This window comes from Rummeliibacillus pycnus (assembly GCF_002884495.1).
Lineage (GTDB): Bacteria > Bacillota > Bacilli > Bacillales_A > Planococcaceae > Rummeliibacillus > Rummeliibacillus pycnus.
In genome coordinates this window covers 2,887,187-2,904,237 of the sequence record NZ_KZ614145.1, presented here as the reverse complement: position 1 = coordinate 2,904,237, position 17,051 = coordinate 2,887,187, and the positions used below count along the sequence as shown (strand labels likewise).

The 17,051-nt window shown below is 40.2% G+C and carries 10 protein-coding genes, 3 rRNA genes and 1 other annotated feature; of the genes, 11 read left to right on the top strand and 2 right to left on the bottom strand.

The features are described 5' to 3' along the window. Nucleotides 1–202 precede the first annotated feature (202 nt). The 7 genes from CEF14_RS14105 (at nucleotide 203) to CEF14_RS14075 (ending at nucleotide 10,281) form a co-directional block, all read left to right on the top strand. Nucleotides 203–1,303: an HD-GYP domain-containing protein gene (locus CEF14_RS14105; RefSeq protein WP_102693418.1), complete on the top strand. Its 1,101-nt coding sequence runs from the start codon at nucleotides 203–205 to the stop codon at nucleotides 1,301–1,303. Nucleotides 1,304–1,668: 365 nt separating this feature from the next. Further along, nucleotides 1,669–3,218, top strand: a 16S ribosomal RNA gene (locus CEF14_RS14100). Nucleotides 3,219–3,529: 311 nt separating this feature from the next. After that, nucleotides 3,530–6,458, top strand: a 23S ribosomal RNA gene (locus CEF14_RS14095). Nucleotides 6,459–6,515: 57 nt separating this feature from the next. Further along, a 5S ribosomal RNA gene (rrf, locus tag CEF14_RS14090) occupies nucleotides 6,516–6,632 on the top strand. The 16S, 23S and 5S rRNA genes sit together here, the layout of an rRNA operon. 173 nt (nucleotides 6,633–6,805) lie before the next feature. Continuing rightward, nucleotides 6,806–7,282 carry a glutathione peroxidase gene (locus CEF14_RS14085; RefSeq protein WP_102693417.1) on the top strand — a complete coding sequence of 159 codons (477 nt, stop codon included), beginning with the start codon at nucleotides 6,806–6,808 and terminating at the stop codon, nucleotides 7,280–7,282. Nucleotides 7,283–7,385: 103 nt separating this feature from the next. Beyond that, the gene (guaB, locus tag CEF14_RS14080; protein WP_102693416.1) at nucleotides 7,386–8,852 is read left to right on the top strand and encodes an IMP dehydrogenase; all 1,467 of its coding nucleotides are present in this window, start codon (nucleotides 7,386–7,388) and stop codon (nucleotides 8,850–8,852) included. A 130-nt stretch (nucleotides 8,853–8,982) separates the two neighbouring features. Continuing rightward, nucleotides 8,983–10,281, top strand: coding sequence for a D-alanyl-D-alanine carboxypeptidase family protein (locus CEF14_RS14075; protein WP_102693415.1), 1,299 nt, complete (start codon nucleotides 8,983–8,985; stop codon nucleotides 10,279–10,281). 47 nt (nucleotides 10,282–10,328) lie between these two features. Here CEF14_RS14075 and pdxR read toward each other — a convergent pair whose 3' ends face one another. Further along, nucleotides 10,329–11,741, bottom strand: coding sequence for a MocR-like pyridoxine biosynthesis transcription factor PdxR (pdxR, locus tag CEF14_RS14070; RefSeq protein WP_102693414.1), 1,413 nt, complete (start codon nucleotides 11,739–11,741; stop codon nucleotides 10,329–10,331). A gap of 104 nt (nucleotides 11,742–11,845) precedes the next feature. Here pdxR and pdxS point away from each other — a divergent pair, with 104 nt between their 5' ends. The 3 genes from pdxS to serS all read left to right on the top strand — a co-directional run bounded on the left by pdxS (nucleotide 11,846) and on the right by serS (nucleotide 14,951). Beyond that, entirely contained in the window at nucleotides 11,846–12,733 is an 888-nt protein-coding gene (gene pdxS / locus CEF14_RS14065; protein ID WP_211284619.1) for a pyridoxal 5'-phosphate synthase lyase subunit PdxS, read from the top strand. 1 nt (nucleotide 12,734) lies between these two features. After that, the gene (gene pdxT / locus CEF14_RS14060) at nucleotides 12,735–13,325 is read left to right on the top strand and encodes a pyridoxal 5'-phosphate synthase glutaminase subunit PdxT (RefSeq protein WP_102693413.1); all 591 of its coding nucleotides are present in this window, start codon (nucleotides 12,735–12,737) and stop codon (nucleotides 13,323–13,325) included. 36 nt (nucleotides 13,326–13,361) lie between these two features. Next, nucleotides 13,362–13,576: a binding site (T-box leader), on the top strand. An 88-nt stretch (nucleotides 13,577–13,664) separates the two neighbouring features. Then, nucleotides 13,665–14,951: a serine--tRNA ligase gene (gene serS / locus CEF14_RS14055; RefSeq protein WP_102693412.1), complete on the top strand. Its 1,287-nt coding sequence runs from the start codon at nucleotides 13,665–13,667 to the stop codon at nucleotides 14,949–14,951. Nucleotides 14,952–15,213: 262 nt separating this feature from the next. Here the strand turns inward: serS and tadA are convergent, their stop codons facing one another. Further along, the gene (tadA, locus tag CEF14_RS14050; RefSeq protein WP_102693411.1) at nucleotides 15,214–15,723 is read right to left on the bottom strand and encodes a tRNA adenosine(34) deaminase TadA; all 510 of its coding nucleotides are present in this window, start codon (nucleotides 15,721–15,723) and stop codon (nucleotides 15,214–15,216) included. A gap of 64 nt (nucleotides 15,724–15,787) precedes the next feature. On the opposite strand from tadA, the gene CEF14_RS14045 reads away from it, so the two are divergent. Continuing rightward, on the top strand, nucleotides 15,788–16,957 hold the full coding sequence (locus tag CEF14_RS14045; protein WP_102694412.1) for a glycosyl hydrolase family 18 protein: 1,170 nt from the start codon (nucleotides 15,788–15,790) through the stop codon (nucleotides 16,955–16,957). Nucleotides 16,958–17,051 lie beyond the last annotated feature (94 nt).

Here is a 17,051-nt window from a genome sequence, read left to right as displayed (position 1 = left end):
GTTGATTTCTGTTTCGGCGGATGCTTTCCACGAGTGGCAACCTACACTACAATCAACTATTAATGCATATGATGACAAAAAATCAAGGAAATGAACGCGATGAAATAGAGATGGAATAGCAAAATGACTATTACAATTGGAAAAAAATTCAGTTACAATAAGTCTAATATAATTAATTTAATTCCAAAGGGGGTTAATTTGTTTGGATAGTAGATTAGTAAAAGTGTCTGATTTACGGCTAGGAAGTATTCTTGCAAAAGATATTATTGCGAATACTCAATATCCTATCATGTATAAAAATACTAAAGTTACGCGTGATCACTTACCAGTATTAAAAGCCTTTCAAATTTCCCAAGTACCAGTATTAACTTCTTCTATAGAGCCCAAAAAAGATACTCAAAATGAAAATGCAGCTATAACAAGTGATCAAAAGGAAAGAATAGAAGAAACCTACATAACGCCATTTGAAAAAAAGTATAGAGATGTTGTAGAAAAGTTTAAATTGGAGTTTTTAAATTGGGAATCTGGCAGTAATGTTGATATAACGAAAGTTAGATCTAATCTTTTACCTTTAATAAATGATGTTTTAGAAAATAAGGAAAAAATATTTATATTAAACGAGTTCTCAGATAGTAAAAACTATATTTATCATCATTCAATTGCAATTAGTTTAATTTGTGCAGTCATTGCGCAAAAGATGAGCTATAGCAAAGGTGATATTATCCAAATTGCAATAGCAGGTGCAGTTGCTGATTGTGGTATGGCGAAAATTCGTAAAAGGATAAGAGAAAAAAATGGCCCTTTAACAGAATATGAATTTAAGGAGATTCAAGAGCATCCATATTATAGCCTGCAAATGATCAATGGTATATCAATTCTCAAATCAGATATGAAGATCGCAGTATATCAGCATCATGAACGACTAGATGGAAGCGGTTATCCCCGTGGCGATAAAGGGAATGCAATCTCAATCTATTCGCATATTATTGCTGTAGCAGATGTATTTCATGCAATGACTTGTGAAAGAGTATATCGTACAAAAGAGTCTCCGTTTAAAGTTTTAGAAATGATCCGGGAATCTGAATTCGGCAAATTCAATATTAAAGTAGTACAAGCATTAATAACTTGTGTAGCAGACCTATCATTAGGAACAAAAGTAGAATTATCTAATGGTTATGAAGGATCTATTGTTTTTACTAACAAAACATCCGCAACCAGACCCGTAGTTAAATTAGACGGATCAAATGATATTATCGATCTTGCAAAAAATAGAAGTATATATATTGAACGTCTAGTATTGTGATAAACATTGATTCTTTACTATAATAGAGATTGGATTAGACCCTCTTTTATAGTAAAAGAATCTTTTTTGAAAAATATATTGACTTAGTTCAAATAGATAGATATAATATATAAGTCGCTAATAAGTGACGGCAAAAAATATATTAAATTTGTTAATGAAAGCTCTTTTAAAAAAAGATGTTGACATTAAAAAGTTATAATGATATAATAATTAAGTCATTAAGATGACGACGAAATATGAACCTTGAAAACTGAACAAGCAAACGTTAATCAATAAACTTTGATCACTAACTTCTGTTAGTGATAAGGACAAATTGTTATCAAATAGATAACGCTAGCAAAGCAAATGAGCTTTCAAACTTTACTTTTATGGAGAGTTTGATCCTGGCTCAGGACGAACGCTGGCGGCGTGCCTAATACATGCAAGTCGAGCGAATGACGAGGAGCTTGCTCCTCTGATTTAGCGGCGGACGGGTGAGTAACACGTGGGCAACCTGCCCTGTAGACTGGGATAACTTCGGGAAACCGGAGCTAATACCGGATAATCCATTTCACCTCATGGTGAAATGTTGAAAGGCGCTTTCGGGCGTCACTACAGGATGGGCCCGCGGTGCATTAGCTAGTTGGTGGGGTAACGGCCTACCAAGGCGACGATGCATAGCCGACCTGAGAGGGTGATCGGCCACATTGGGACTGAGACACGGCCCAAACTCCTACGGGAGGCAGCAGTAGGGAATCTTCCACAATGGACGAAAGTCTGATGGAGCAACGCCGCGTGAGTGATGAAGGTTTTCGGATCGTAAAACTCTGTTGTAAGGGAAGAACAAGTACGTTAGGAAATGAACGTACCTTGACGGTACCTTATTAGAAAGCCACGGCTAACTACGTGCCAGCAGCCGCGGTAATACGTAGGTGGCAAGCGTTGTCCGGATTTATTGGGCGTAAAGCGCGCGCAGGCGGTTTCTTAAGTCTGATGTGAAAGCCCACGGCTTAACCGTGGAGGGTCATTGGAAACTGGGAGACTTGAGTGCAGAAGAGGAAAGTGGAATTCCAAGTGTAGCGGTGAAATGCGTAGAGATTTGGAGGAACACCAGTGGCGAAGGCGACTTTCTGGTCTGCAACTGACGCTGAGGCGCGAAAGCATGGGGAGCAAACAGGATTAGATACCCTGGTAGTCCATGCCGTAAACGATGAGTGCTAAGTGTTAGGGGGTTTCCGCCCCTTAGTGCTGCAGCTAACGCATTAAGCACTCCGCCTGGGGAGTACGACCGCAAGGTTGAAACTCAAAGGAATTGACGGGGGCCCGCACAAGCGGTGGAGCATGTGGTTTAATTCGAAGCAACGCGAAGAACCTTACCAGGTCTTGACATCCCAGTGACCACTCTAGAGATAGAGTTTTCCCTTCGGGGACATTGGTGACAGGTGGTGCATGGTTGTCGTCAGCTCGTGTCGTGAGATGTTGGGTTAAGTCCCGCAACGAGCGCAACCCTTAATCTTAGTTGCCATCATTTAGTTGGGCACTCTAAGGTGACTGCCGGTGACAAACCGGAGGAAGGTGGGGATGACGTCAAATCATCATGCCCCTTATGACCTGGGCTACACACGTGCTACAATGGACGGTACAAAGAGTCGCTAACTCGCGAGAGCACGCTAATCTCATAAAACCGTTCTCAGTTCGGATTGTAGGCTGCAACTCGCCTACATGAAGCCGGAATCGCTAGTAATCGCGGATCAGCATGCCGCGGTGAATACGTTCCCGGGCCTTGTACACACCGCCCGTCACACCACGAGAGTTTGTAACACCCGAAGTCGGTGAGGTAACCTTTTGGAGCCAGCCGCCGAAGGTGGGATAGATGATTGGGGTGAAGTCGTAACAAGGTAGCCGTATCGGAAGGTGCGGCTGGATCACCTCCTTTCTAAGGAATATTTCGGAATACAGACCTTGGGTCTGTAAGATTAACGGTTGCTGTTCAGTTTTGAAGGCTCATCGCTTTCAAAACTTGTTCTTTGAAAACTGGATAAAACGACATTGAAGAAATTCTTAAGTAACACATTTTTTTATATTAAGTTTTAAATTTTTTAGGCTTAATAACTTGAAAGTTGTAAAAGGTTTCAAGACACGAGTAGTACTAGGAAATGAGTGAGTGAAAACCGGAGTGCACTTTGGTGCATGAGGATTTGAACGAGTGAAATTGACGACGTAATGCGATGTGTATTGAAAACTGAAGGTTAAGTTATTAAGGGCGCATGGCGGATGCCTTGGCACTAGAAGCCGATGAAGGACGGCACTAACACCGATATGCTTCGGGGAGCTGTAAGTAAGCTATGATCCGGAGATTTCCGAATGGGGGAACCCACTGTTCGTAATGGGACAGTATCTTGACGTGAATACATAGCGTCATGATGGCAGACTCAGGGAACTGAAACATCTAAGTACCTGAAGGAAGAGAAAGAAAATTCGATTCCCTTAGTAGCGGCGAGCGAAATGGGAAGAGCCCAAACCAAGAGGCTTGCCTCTTGGGGTTGTAGGACACTCTATACGGAGTTACAAAGGAATGAATTAGACGAAGCGGTTTGGAAAGACCTACCGAAGAAGGTAACAGTCCTGTAGTCAAAAGTTCATTCCCTCCAGAGTGGATCCTGAGTACGGCGGAACACGTGAAATTCCGTCGGAATCTGGGAGGACCATCTCCTAAGGCTAAATACTCTCTAGTGACCGATAGTGAACCAGTACCGTGAGGGAAAGGTGAAAAGCACCCCGGGAGGGGAGTGAAAGAGATCCTGAAACCATGTGCCTACAAGTAGTTAGAGCCCGTTAATGGGTGATAGCGTGCCTTTTGTAGAATGAACCGGCGAGTTACGATTACATGCAAGGTTAAGTTGAAAAGACGGAGCCGTAGCGAAAGCGAGTCTGAATAGGGCGAATGAGTATGTGGTCGTAGACCCGAAACCAGGTGATCTACCCATGTCCAGGGTGAAGGTAAGGTAACACTTACTGGAGGCCCGAACCCACGCACGTTGAAAAGTGCGGGGATGAGGTGTGGGTAGCGGAGAAATTCCAATCGAACTTGGAGATAGCTGGTTCTCTCCGAAATAGCTTTAGGGCTAGCCTCGTGATAGAGAATCCTGGAGGTAGAGCACTGTTTGGACTAGGGGTCCATCCCGGATTACCGAATTCAGACAAACTCCGAATGCCAGTGATTTATGCACGGGAGTCAGACTGCGAGTGATAAGATCCGTAGTCAAAAGGGAAACAGCCCAGACCACCAGCTAAGGTCCCAAAGTAATTGTTAAGTGGAAAAGGATGTGACGTTGCTTAGACAACCAGGATGTTGGCTCAGAAGCAGCCACCATTTAAAGAGTGCGTAATAGCTCACTGGTCGAGTGACGCTGCGCCGAAAATGTATCGGGGCTAAACAATTCACCGAAGCTGTGGATAGACATCTACGATGTCTGTGGTAGGAGAGCGTTCTAAGTGCTGTGAAGTCAGACCGGAAGGACTGGTGGAGCGCTTAGAAGTGAGAATGCCGGTATGAGTAGCGAAAGATGGGTGAGAATCCCATCCACCGAATGACTAAGGTTTCCTGAGGAAGGCTCGTCCTCTCAGGGTTAGTCGGGACCTAAGCCGAGGCCGACAGGCGTAGGCGATGGATAACAGGTTGATATTCCTGTACCACCTCCCTACCATTTGAGTAATGGGGGGACACAGTAGGATAGGGTAAGCGCACTGTTGGTTATGTGCGTCTAAATAGTAAGACGTGAGAGTAGGCAAATCCGCTCTCTATAACGTTGAGCTATGATGGCGAGCTCGTATGAGCGAAGTTCCTGATTTCACACTGTCAAGAAAAGCCTCTAGCGAGGTAGGAGGTGCCCGTACCGCAAACCGACACAGGTAGTCGAGGAGAGAATCCTAAGGTGAGCGAGAGAACTCTCGTTAAGGAACTCGGCAAAATGACCCCGTAACTTCGGGAGAAGGGGTGCTCTAGTAGGGTGCAAGCCCGAGAGAGCCGCAGTGAATAGGCCCAGGCGACTGTTTAGCAAAAACACAGGTCTCTGCAAAACCGTAAGGTGACGTATAGGGGCTGACGCCTGCCCGGTGCTGGAAGGTTAAGGGGATTGCTTAGCGCAAGCGAAGGTGAGAACCGAAGCCCCAGTAAACGGCGGCCGTAACTATAACGGTCCTAAGGTAGCGAAATTCCTTGTCGGGTAAGTTCCGACCCGCACGAAAGGCGTAACGATCTGGGCACTGTCTCAACGAGAGACTCGGTGAAATTATAGTACCTGTGAAGATGCAGGTTACCCGCGACAGGACGGAAAGACCCCGTGGAGCTTTACTGTAGCCTGATATTGAATTTTGGTACAGCTTGTACAGGATAGGTAGGAGCCAGAGAGACCGGAGCGCCAGCTTCGGTGGAGGCGTCCTTGGGATACTACCCCAGCTGTATTGAAATTCTAACCCGTACCCCTAAGCGGGGTAGGAGACAGTGTCAGGCGGACAGTTTGACTGGGGCGGTCGCCTCCTAAAGAGTAACGGAGGCGCCCAAAGGTTCCCTCAGAATGGTTGGAAATCATTCGCAGAGTGTAAAGGCACAAGGGAGCTTGACTGCGAGACCTACAAGTCGAGCAGGGTCGAAAGACGGGCTTAGTGATCCGGTGGTTCCGCATGGAAGGGCCATCGCTCAACGGATAAAAGCTACCCCGGGGATAACAGGCTTATCTCCCCCAAGAGTCCACATCGACGGGGAGGTTTGGCACCTCGATGTCGGCTCATCGCATCCTGGGGCTGTAGTCGGTCCCAAGGGTTGGGCTGTTCGCCCATTAAAGCGGTACGCGAGCTGGGTTCAGAACGTCGTGAGACAGTTCGGTCCCTATCCGTCGTGGGCGTAGGAAATTTGAGAGGAGCTGTCCTTAGTACGAGAGGACCGGGATGGACACACCGCTGGTGTACCAGTTGTTCTGCCAAGAGCATCGCTGGGTAGCTATGTGTGGACGGGATAAGTGCTGAAAGCATCTAAGCATGAAGCCCCCCTCAAGATGAGATTTCCCATTACGCAAGTAAGTAAGATCCCTTGAAGGCGACAAGGTAGATAGGTTCGAGGTGGAAGTGTGGTGACACATGGAGCTGACGAATACTAATCGATCGAGGACTTAACCAAAAGTTCTTAAGAACTTCAATGAGTGTTTATCCAGTTTTGAGAGAACAATCTCAATAGTCTAGTAATGATGGCAAAGAGGTCACACCTGTTCCCATGCCGAACACAGAAGTTAAGCTCTTTAGCGCCGATGGTAGTTGGGGGCTGTCCCCCTGCGAGAGTAGGACGTTGCTAGGCATACATAAAGCACAACTGATGATTCAGTTGTGCTTTTTTGCATATGTTCAGGTATTTATGATTTAATATTCTTGAATTAAGATATTTAGCATAGTTGCTTTGTTGTAGATCAATTTCTAAAAGAATAGAGTGATAGTAAAGAAAATAATAATTTATAAGAAAGGGGTTCTAAAATGTCAACCATATATGATTTTACAGTTGAAACAATTAATGGTGAGCAACAATCATTAAAGTATTATGAGGGGCATCCTTTACTAATTGTTAATACAGCTTCTAAATGTGGATTTACACCACAATTTAAAGAATTACAAGAACTCTATGAAAAATATAAAAATGAAGGATTCACCATTCTAGGTTTCCCTTGTAGCCAATTTAATAATCAGGAATTTAATACTATTAATAAAACGATTTCTTATTGCCAAAAGAATTATGGAGTTGAGTTTCCTATGTTTGCTAAAATAGATGTTAAAGGTAAAAATGCATCACCGTTATTTAAATTTCTGATTTCAGAAAAAAAGGGATTTTTAACTGAAAATATTAAATGGAATTTTACAAAGTTCTTAGTTGATTCAACTGGTCATGTTGTGGCAAGATATGCTCCACAAACATCCCCATTAAAAATAGAAAATGATATAAAAAACTTAATATAGAGAAAAATCTAAATAATCTTACTTATCTTAGATTCCTTGACAAGAAAACGTTTCCGTTGTTAATCTTACAATTAATATATTTTTTATAGGAGGAGTTCAAGAAATGTGGGAAACGAAATTTGCCAAAGAGGGTTTAACATTCGATGATGTACTGCTTGTACCAGCACATTCTGAAGTATTACCGAAAGAAGTAGATTTATCAGTCAATTTAACACCAAAGATTAAATTAAACATCCCTATTATTAGTGCTGGAATGGATACAGTTACTGAAGCGTCAATGGCTATTGCAATGGCACGTCAAGGTGGCCTAGGTATAATTCATAAAAATATGAGTATTGAAGAACAAGCTGAACAAGTTGAAAAAGTTAAACGATCTGAAAATGGTGTAATTACGAATCCGTTTTTCTTAACACCTTCTCATCAGGTTTTTGATGCAGAGCATCTAATGGGGAAATATCGTATTTCAGGTGTTCCGATTGTGAATAATATGGAAGATCAAAAATTAGTAGGTATTATTACAAACCGTGATTTACGTTTTGTACAAGATTACTCTATTAAGATTGATGATGTGATGACGAAAGAAGATCTAATCACAGCTCCTGTTGGTACTACATTAGAAGAAGCAGAAAAAATGCTACAACAATACAAAATAGAAAAGCTCCCTATTGTTGACGAAGACGGTGTTTTAACAGGATTAATTACAATTAAAGATATTGAGAAAGTAATGGAATATCCAAATGCAGCAAAAGATGAGCACGGACGTTTACTTGTAGGGGCTGCGGTAGGTGTAACAAAGGATTCAATGCTTCGTATTCAAAAATTAGTCGAAGCACAAGTTGATGTAATCGTAATTGATACAGCTCATGGCCATTCACAAGGCGTTATAGAACAAGTAAGAAATATTCGAAATGAATTCCCAGACTTAACTATTATCGCAGGAAATGTAGCAACAGCTGAAGCAACTAAAGCATTATATGAAGCTGGTGCAGATGTAGTCAAAGTTGGTATTGGACCTGGCTCTATTTGTACCACTCGCGTTGTAGCTGGTGTAGGTGTACCACAAATCACAGCTATATATGATTGTGCTACAGAAGCCCGTCGTCAAGGTAAAACAATTATTGCTGATGGTGGTATTAAATATTCAGGTGATATAGTGAAAGCTTTAGCAGCTGGTGGACATACTGTTATGCTAGGAAGCTTACTTGCAGGAACTTCCGAATCCCCTGGGGAAACAGAAATCTTCCAAGGACGCCGTTTCAAGGTATATCGCGGAATGGGTTCAGTAGCTGCTATGGAGAATGGTTCAAAAGATCGATATTTCCAAGAAGATGCAAAGAAACTTGTTCCAGAGGGTATTGAAGGACGCCTTCCATACAAAGGACCATTAGCTGATACTATTCATCAATTACTTGGTGGTGTTCGTGCAGGTATGGGCTACTGTGGATCAAAAGATCTTCATGATTTACGTGAAAATGCACAATTTGTTCGTATGACAGGTGCAGGCTTAAAAGAAAGCCATCCACATGACGTACAAATTACGAAGGAAGCACCAAATTATTCGCTAGCATAAGATTATATCTTTAGCACCCTTTTCGTATCATTTTATGAAGCGGAAAGGGTGTTTTTTATATCCCATGGTTGAATGTACTTATTCTATGTTAAAATGAGCGAGACAAGTCTATATATATAACGGAGGTAGAATGGTGAAGACATCAAGAAAAAGCAAAATCTTTAGCATTTTTATAGCTGTTGCACTTATGTTAAGTATGATTGCAACTATTCCAGCAGGAAATACAGCAAGTGCTAAAGATAATCTAGGTTTACATGTTAAAGGTGCTATTTTGATAGATGCTGATTCAGGAAAAATATTATATGAAAAAAATGCCAATCAAGCATTAGGAATAGCAAGTATGTCAAAAATGATGACAGAATATATTCTGTTAGATGCTATTAAGGCTGGTAAAATTAAGTGGGATCAAAAATATAAAGTTTCAGAATATGCTTATAAAATTTCTCAAGATCGTGCATTAAGTAATGTTCCACTACGTGCAGATGGTGAATATACCATTAGGGAATTATATGAAGCAATGGCTATTTACTCTGCAAATGCAGCAACAATTGCTATCGCTGAAACAATTGCGGGATCTGAAACTGAATTTTTAACATTGATGAACAAAAAAGCTAAAGAAATAGGCTTAAAAGATTATCACTTTGTAAATGCTACAGGTCTTAACAATGCACAATTACAAGGGATGCAACCAACAGGTACACCAAACAATGCAGAAAACAAAATGCCTGCAAAATCTGTTGCAAAACTTGCATATCACCTTCTAAAAGATCACCCTGAAGTATTAAAAACGTCTAGTATTCCAAGAAAAACATTCCGTGAGGGCACAGATGATGCTATTAAAATGGATAACTGGAATTTTATGTTGCCAGGGCTTGTTGCAGAATATAAAGGAGTCGACGGACTTAAAACAGGTACTACAGATTATGCTGGGCAATGTTTTACTGGTACAGCAAAACGCAATGGTACGCGCTTGATAGCTGTTGTAATGCATGCGGATGGCCCACAACATATTGCGCGTTTCAATGCAGCACGTACACTATTTGACTATGGATTTGGTCAATTTACAACAGAAGAAATTGTACCAGCAGGCTATACATTTAAAAATCAAAAAACAATAGCTGTTAAAGATGGTAAAGATTCTAATGTCAAAATCGCTACTAAAGAAGCTGTTTCTATGATGGTCAAAACAAGTGAAGCAGATGATTATAACGCGAAACTTGTATTAGATAAAAAATCATTAAATGCTCCTGCTAAAAAGGGAACAGTTGTTGGTCACGTTGAAATCAATAAAAAATCTGGAAAAGATTATGGCTTTATTGATGGATCAGTGAGTAATGCAGATGTTGTAACAACAGCAACTGTAGAAAAAGCAAGTTGGTTGTCATTATCATTCAAGAAAATTGGAGATTTCTTCTCAGGATTATTCTAGTGATATAAAATATTAAAAAAGGATTGGCAATAACGCCAGTCCTTTTTTTATGCCTTTTGTATTCCCCAACAATCCATTAGTTGGTGAATAGATGTTGAAATTTCTTTTTCCTCTATACCACCAAAACCAAGTAAAAATTGGTCTTCTCGATTTTGTGCTGTAGGGGCAAGCATATATTCTTTGATTGGTGTTATGCGTATCCCTTTCTGTAAAGCAATCTTACTCAAAGTAATAGCATTTAAGGCGTGCTTGACTGTTAAAATAACGTGCATACCAGCTTGTTCACCAGAAACTTTGACGATTGGAGCGTATGGAGTAAGTGTATTCGTTAATTTTTCTAATTTTTTTCGATAAATTTTTCGCATACGATTTAAATGCTTTGAAAAATGTCCATCTCTCATAAATTGTGCTAGAATGTGTTGCTCAAAACGTGGAACAGTAGAAGTATAGTAAGTAAACATATTATGATAGCGGGCTAATAATTTTTTAGGTATAACAAAATACGCAATACGTAGAGAAGGCATTAAGGATTTTGAAAAAGTACTAATGTAAATAACTGTATCACGGTGATCCATTCCTTGTAGCGAAGCAATAGGCTTACCAATATAGCGAAATTCACTATCATAATCATCTTCAATAATAAACCGTGATTCATCTTGTGCCGCCCAATTTAATAGTTGAGAGCGACGGGAGGCTGAAAGTACAGCTCCCGTTGGAAATTGATGAGAAGGGGTAACATAAGCAATATTTGCACATGAATTTTCAAGGTGTTGAACTTGTATACCGTCATCATCAACTTCTATCGGGATAACTCTTTGGTTATATTGATTGAAAATATGATGGGTTAAGGAGTAACCAGGATTCTCAATAGCATATTGGTTATCTTCGCCTAAGAGTTTCATAATCATTGGAAGAAGTTGTTCAGTACCAGAACCCAATACAATTTGTGCAGGAGAGCAAAGAACACCTCTTGATTGATATAAATAGCTGGCAATCTGTTCACGTAATTCAGGTTCGCCCTGTGCAGAGCCGATTAGCAATAATTCCTTTTCGTGATAATCAATTGCATCTTTTGCGTATTTACGCCAAGTAGTAAAAGGAAAAGATGCTGTATCAATTTTACCAGGATTAAAATCGATTAGTATTGTAGGTTCTGGTGGGTACTTTAACACATTCGAATCAGGAGTTGTTTTCTCAACATAGGCTAACTCCTCAATTGCTTCAACAAAAAAGCCCACACGTGGTTTTGATGTAATATATCCTTCAGCTATTAACTGTGAATAGGCAAGTTCCACTGTTGTCTGGCTAATTAAAAGGAATTCTGCAAGTTTTCGTTTCGAAGGAAGCTTTGAATTGACGGCAATTGTACCTTCAATAATTCCTTTTTTTATTTCTTCATAAAGCTGTTCATAAAGCGGAGTTGTTGAATCTTTTTCCAATTGAATCATAAGCATATCCATAAAATCGCCCCTAACTGGCCATATCAAAAAACGGATAACTGAATCTTTTTATATGGTCAATTTTCTTTATACTTACATCATACTAGTTTTTAGGAGGGAAATAAATGGTTATTCAAACAGGTACAGAACGAGTAAAACGAGGTATGGCAGAAATGCAAAAAGGTGGCGTTATTATGGACGTCATTAATGCAGAACAAGCAAAAATTGCAGAAGCAGCTGGAGCTGTCGCAGTAATGGCATTAGAACGCGTACCATCCGATATTCGTGCTGCTGGTGGTGTTGCACGTATGGCGGATCCACGTATTGTGGAAGAAGTAATGGGGGCTGTCTCTATCCCGGTTATGGCAAAAGCACGAATTGGGCATATTGTAGAAGCACGTGTTCTAGAATCTATGGGTGTGGATTATATAGATGAAAGTGAAGTACTAACACCAGCAGATGAAGAATTTCACTTATTAAAAAGTGAATATACTGTACCATTTGTTTGTGGCTGTCGGGACTTAGGAGAAGCAGCTCGACGTATAGGTGAAGGTGCATCAATGCTACGCACAAAAGGTGAACCAGGAACAGGTAATATCGTTGAAGCTGTAAGACATATTCGTAAAGTTAATGCGCAAGTACGGAAAGTTGCGAATATGACAAAAGATGAGTTAATGACGGAAGCCAAAATTTTGGGTGCACCTTTTGAAGTGTTACTTGAAATTAACCGTTTAGGCCGTTTACCAGTTGTCAACTTTGCTGCTGGAGGGGTTGCTACACCAGCTGACGCAGCGTTGATGATGGAACTAGGAGCAGATGGAGTATTTGTAGGTTCAGGTATTTTTAAATCAGAAAATCCAGAGAAATTTGCACGCGCAATCGTTGAAGCAACTACAAATTACCAAGACTATGAACTAATCGCAGAAGTATCAAAAGAACTGGGAATACCAATGAAAGGGATTGATATTTCAAAACTTGCACCACAAGACCGTATGCAGGATCGAGGATGGTAGTATGACAATAATTGGCGTATTGGCATTGCAAGGAGCTGTTCGTGAACATATACGAGCAATTGAATCAGTTGGAGCAAAGGCAATAGCTGTTAAACATAAGGAAGATCTTGAGCATTTAGATGGGGTAGTTCTACCGGGTGGAGAAAGTACGACAATGAGGAAACTCATCAATCGATATGATATGATGCCAGCGTTACGATTGTTTGCCGCATCAGGGAAGCCAATGTTCGGTACTTGTGCTGGATTAATTCTCCTAGCAAAAAAACTTGTTGATTATAAAGAACCTCATATTGGCGTAATGGATGTGGAAGTTGAACGAAATTCATTTGGACGCCAAGTTGATAGCTTTGAAGTACTTTTAGATCTAAAAGATATTGGTACGGACTTTCCAGCGGTGTTTATCCGCGCACCACATATTGTAAACATTGGTGAAGGTGTAGAAGTCTTAGGCAAGTATGACGGACGAATAGTACTTGCACGGGATGGACAGTTTTTAGGGTGTTCTTTTCACCCAGAATTAACTGAAGATACACGTATAATTGAATATTTCGTCAATATGGTGAAAGAAAGTAAAAGCACAGTACTTGCGTAACTCCTCGATGTATTGTAAAGTATGGTTAACTTAAAATTTAACACGATGATAGGAAGTAGTAGCGAGTACGTTTTTTTTAGAGAGTCGACGGTTGGTGTAAGTCGGTAGAAACGCTTGTGAATCCGTCCTGGAGTTGCTCAGTTGAACGAATAGTAGACTGTAGCCGGTTTTAAAACCGTTATGAAACAAGTGGATTAGATTTTTGGTCTAATCAATTAGGGTGGCAACGCGGGTATGCTCTCGTCCCTTTTATAGGGATGAGGGCTTTTTTATGTGCATTTAGAAACGTTGACATTAGCTACTTTTCTAAAGTCGAATTTACAATCGGAGGAATTGAGTATGTTAGACATTAAACGAGTCCGCTCAAACTTTGCGGAAATTAAAGAAAAATTATCACATCGTAATGAGGATCTTGGTACAATTGACCATTTTGAAGAATGGGACCAACAACGTCGTGATTTAATAGCAAAAACAGAAGTGTTAAAAGCAGAAAGAAATAAAGCATCTGAAGCAATTGCTGTAAAAAAACGCGCAAAAGAAAATGCAGATGAAGATATTGCTAATATGCGCGCAGTTAATGATGAAATCAAAAAATTAGATGCTGAATTAAACGAAGTTGAAGCGAAATTTAATGATATGATGATGCGTTTGCCTAATATTGCACATGAAAGTGTACCTGTAGGTGACTCAGAAGATGATAACGAAGAAGTATTTAAATGGGGCGAAGTGCCTGAATTCGATTTTGAAATCAAACCTCATTGGGACCTTGGAACAGATCTTGCTATTATTGACTTCGAACGTGCTGGTAAAGTGACAGGAAGTCGTTTCGTATTTTATCGTGGTTTAGGTGCTCGACTTGAACGTGCATTATGGAATTTTATGATGGACCTTCATGCTGATAAACATGGTTATGAAGAAATGTTACCACCATATATGGCTAATCGCGCAAGTTTAACGGGTACTGGTCAACTTCCTAAATTTGAAGAAGATGCGTTCTTAGTTGAACAGCCAGATTATTTCTTAGTGCCAACAGCTGAAGTACCAGTTACAAACTTTTACCGTGATGAAATTCTTGATGGTGCAAAACTTCCACAAGCATTCACAGCATTTAGTGCTTGTTTCCGATCAGAAGCAGGTTCTGCTGGCCGCGATACACGTGGTTTAATTCGCCAACATCAATTCAATAAAGTGGAACTTGTACGCTTTGTTAAACCTGAAGATTCTTATGATGAACTTGAAAAACTAACTGGTCACGCTGAAGAAGTTCTTCAATTATTGGGATTGCCATACCGTAAATTAAAAATGTGTACAGCCGACCTTGGTTTCACAGCTGCGAAAAAATATGATTTAGAAGTTTGGATTCCAGCCCAAAATATGTACCGTGAAATTTCTTCTTGCTCTAACTTTGAAGATTTCCAAGCTCGTCGTGCAAATATTCGATTCCGTCGTGAACCGGGGGCAAAACCAGAATATGTACACACACTAAATGGTTCAGGGCTTGCCGTAGGCCGCACTGTTGCTGCAATTTTAGAAAATTACCAACAAGCTGATGGAAGCGTGAAAATCCCTGAAGTGTTAGTACCATATATGGGTGGTATTGAAGAAATCAAAGCGCCAGTTAAATAAAAATAGATGTTTCAATTGTTTGAGACTGTAGACAACTATAATTTTGTCTACAGTTTTTTCTTTTTGAAAAATGATAAAGCGATAATGCTATTGCAGGACCAAAGGATTTTCGTACGAGGAGGTTCGTCAGTTCACTCATGGAGCAGAGCTAATCCTACTTCATTCAATTACATATATACTATAAATTTTTGTGTGATTGCACTTTTTCATTGACCTTGTTTTCGAGTGCAAAGCCAAGAAATATACCAACCTATATACCTCATCATAATGGATTGGATTTTGTCTTTGTTAAATTTCTTGCCTTCTTTTCTGCCTTTTTTCGGGCACGAAGTTCTCTAAAAAAATTTGTTAGTAACCCACTACATTGATCTGCTAGTACTCCCTCTGTCACTTGACATTCATGATTGAAACGACTGTCATTTAAAAGGTGGTAGAGTGAATCAACACATCCAGCTTTACTATCACGTGCACCATAAACTACACGGGGGATTCGAGATTGCAAAATAGCACCTGCACACATAGGACAAGGTTCTAATGTAACATACAATGTAGTTTCCTCTAAACGCCAACTACCGATAACATCACAAGCTCGTTGAATTGCCATAAGCTCTGCGTGTGTTACAGCATTTTGTGAAGTTTCTCGTAGATTATGGGCACTAGCAATTACCTGATTTTGATAGACGATGACAGCTCCTATAGGCACTTCGCCTAGGGATTCTGCTTTTTGCGCTTCTTCAATAGCTAATTGCATAAAATAATGATCTTTGTTCATTTAGACACGCTCCTTGCCAAATAGTTTAGCATGATTTGCAATGTTATAGCATATGTTAGTAATCATGAAGAAGGAGAGGAGGCTGCATTTGATCTATGTTGTAAAACAGGGAGATAGTTTAAATAGAATTGCTAGAGATCATCATACGACAGTTGCAACAATTGTTGCGATCAATGAAATTCCAAACCCAGACGTACTAGTGGTGGGACAAACGCTTGTATTACCAGAAACTCCAAATCCAAATCGTCAAACAATTGAGACGAATGCTTATGTGGAATGGTATACAAAAAATGTGCCAGTACGTCTCTCACAGGAGTTAAGAAAAAGAGCACCTTTACTTACTTATATGATGCCATTTGCATATGAGGTAAAAAGGGATGGAACATTGACTACTCTTGACTGGGGAGATTTAGGGGACATTGCAGCGGCAAATAGAACCGCTTCTGCAATTGTACTTACCAATATTGAGAATGGCGCATTTAGCGATACGCTAGCGCATGAAATTTTTATGGATACCAATTTACAAGATTTAATAATTGGGTCAGCATTACAAGAAGCGAAAAAGCATGGTGCAAAGGATATTCATGTTGATTTTGAATATTTACCTCCAGAAGATAAAGAGAAGTACGTTGAGTTTCTTAAAAGGTTAGTTTCAAAAGCTCATCCAGAGGGATTAACCGTTTCTGTTGCATTAGCACCTAAAACAAGTGCTAATCAACCTGGAAAGTGGTATGAAGGACATGATTATAAAGCAATTGGTGAAGTCGTTGATTTTGTGATATTGATGACATATGAATGGGGATATAGTGGTGGACCACCGATGGCTGTATCTCCAATTGGTCCGGTAAAGCAAGTTCTTGAATATGCAGTAACAGCAATACCGCCCTCAAAAATTATGATGGGGCAAAATATATATGGGTATGATTGGAAGTTGCCGTATAAAGTGGGAAACCCAAATGCACTTGCTGTTAGTCCACAATATGCAATTGAATTAGCTAAACAAAATAACGCTGCAATCTTATATGATGAAATTGCACAAGCACCATATTTCCATTATTGGAAAGACGGGGTAGAACATGTTGTTTGGTTTGAAGATGCGAGATCTATTGAAGCAAAATTCAAGTTACTAGAGAATTTAAGGTTGAAAGGGATTGCCTATTGGCATCTTGGATTCTCATTTCCACAAAATTGGGCACTTTTACAGCAAATGTTTCATGTGAAACATATTGTATAATAAAATAGTAATTTAGAGTCTTGGCATTGTTGCTGAGACTTTTTTATTTTGTCTCTATTAAAATGAAGAATATGTAAAATGTTTTCTTGGACTG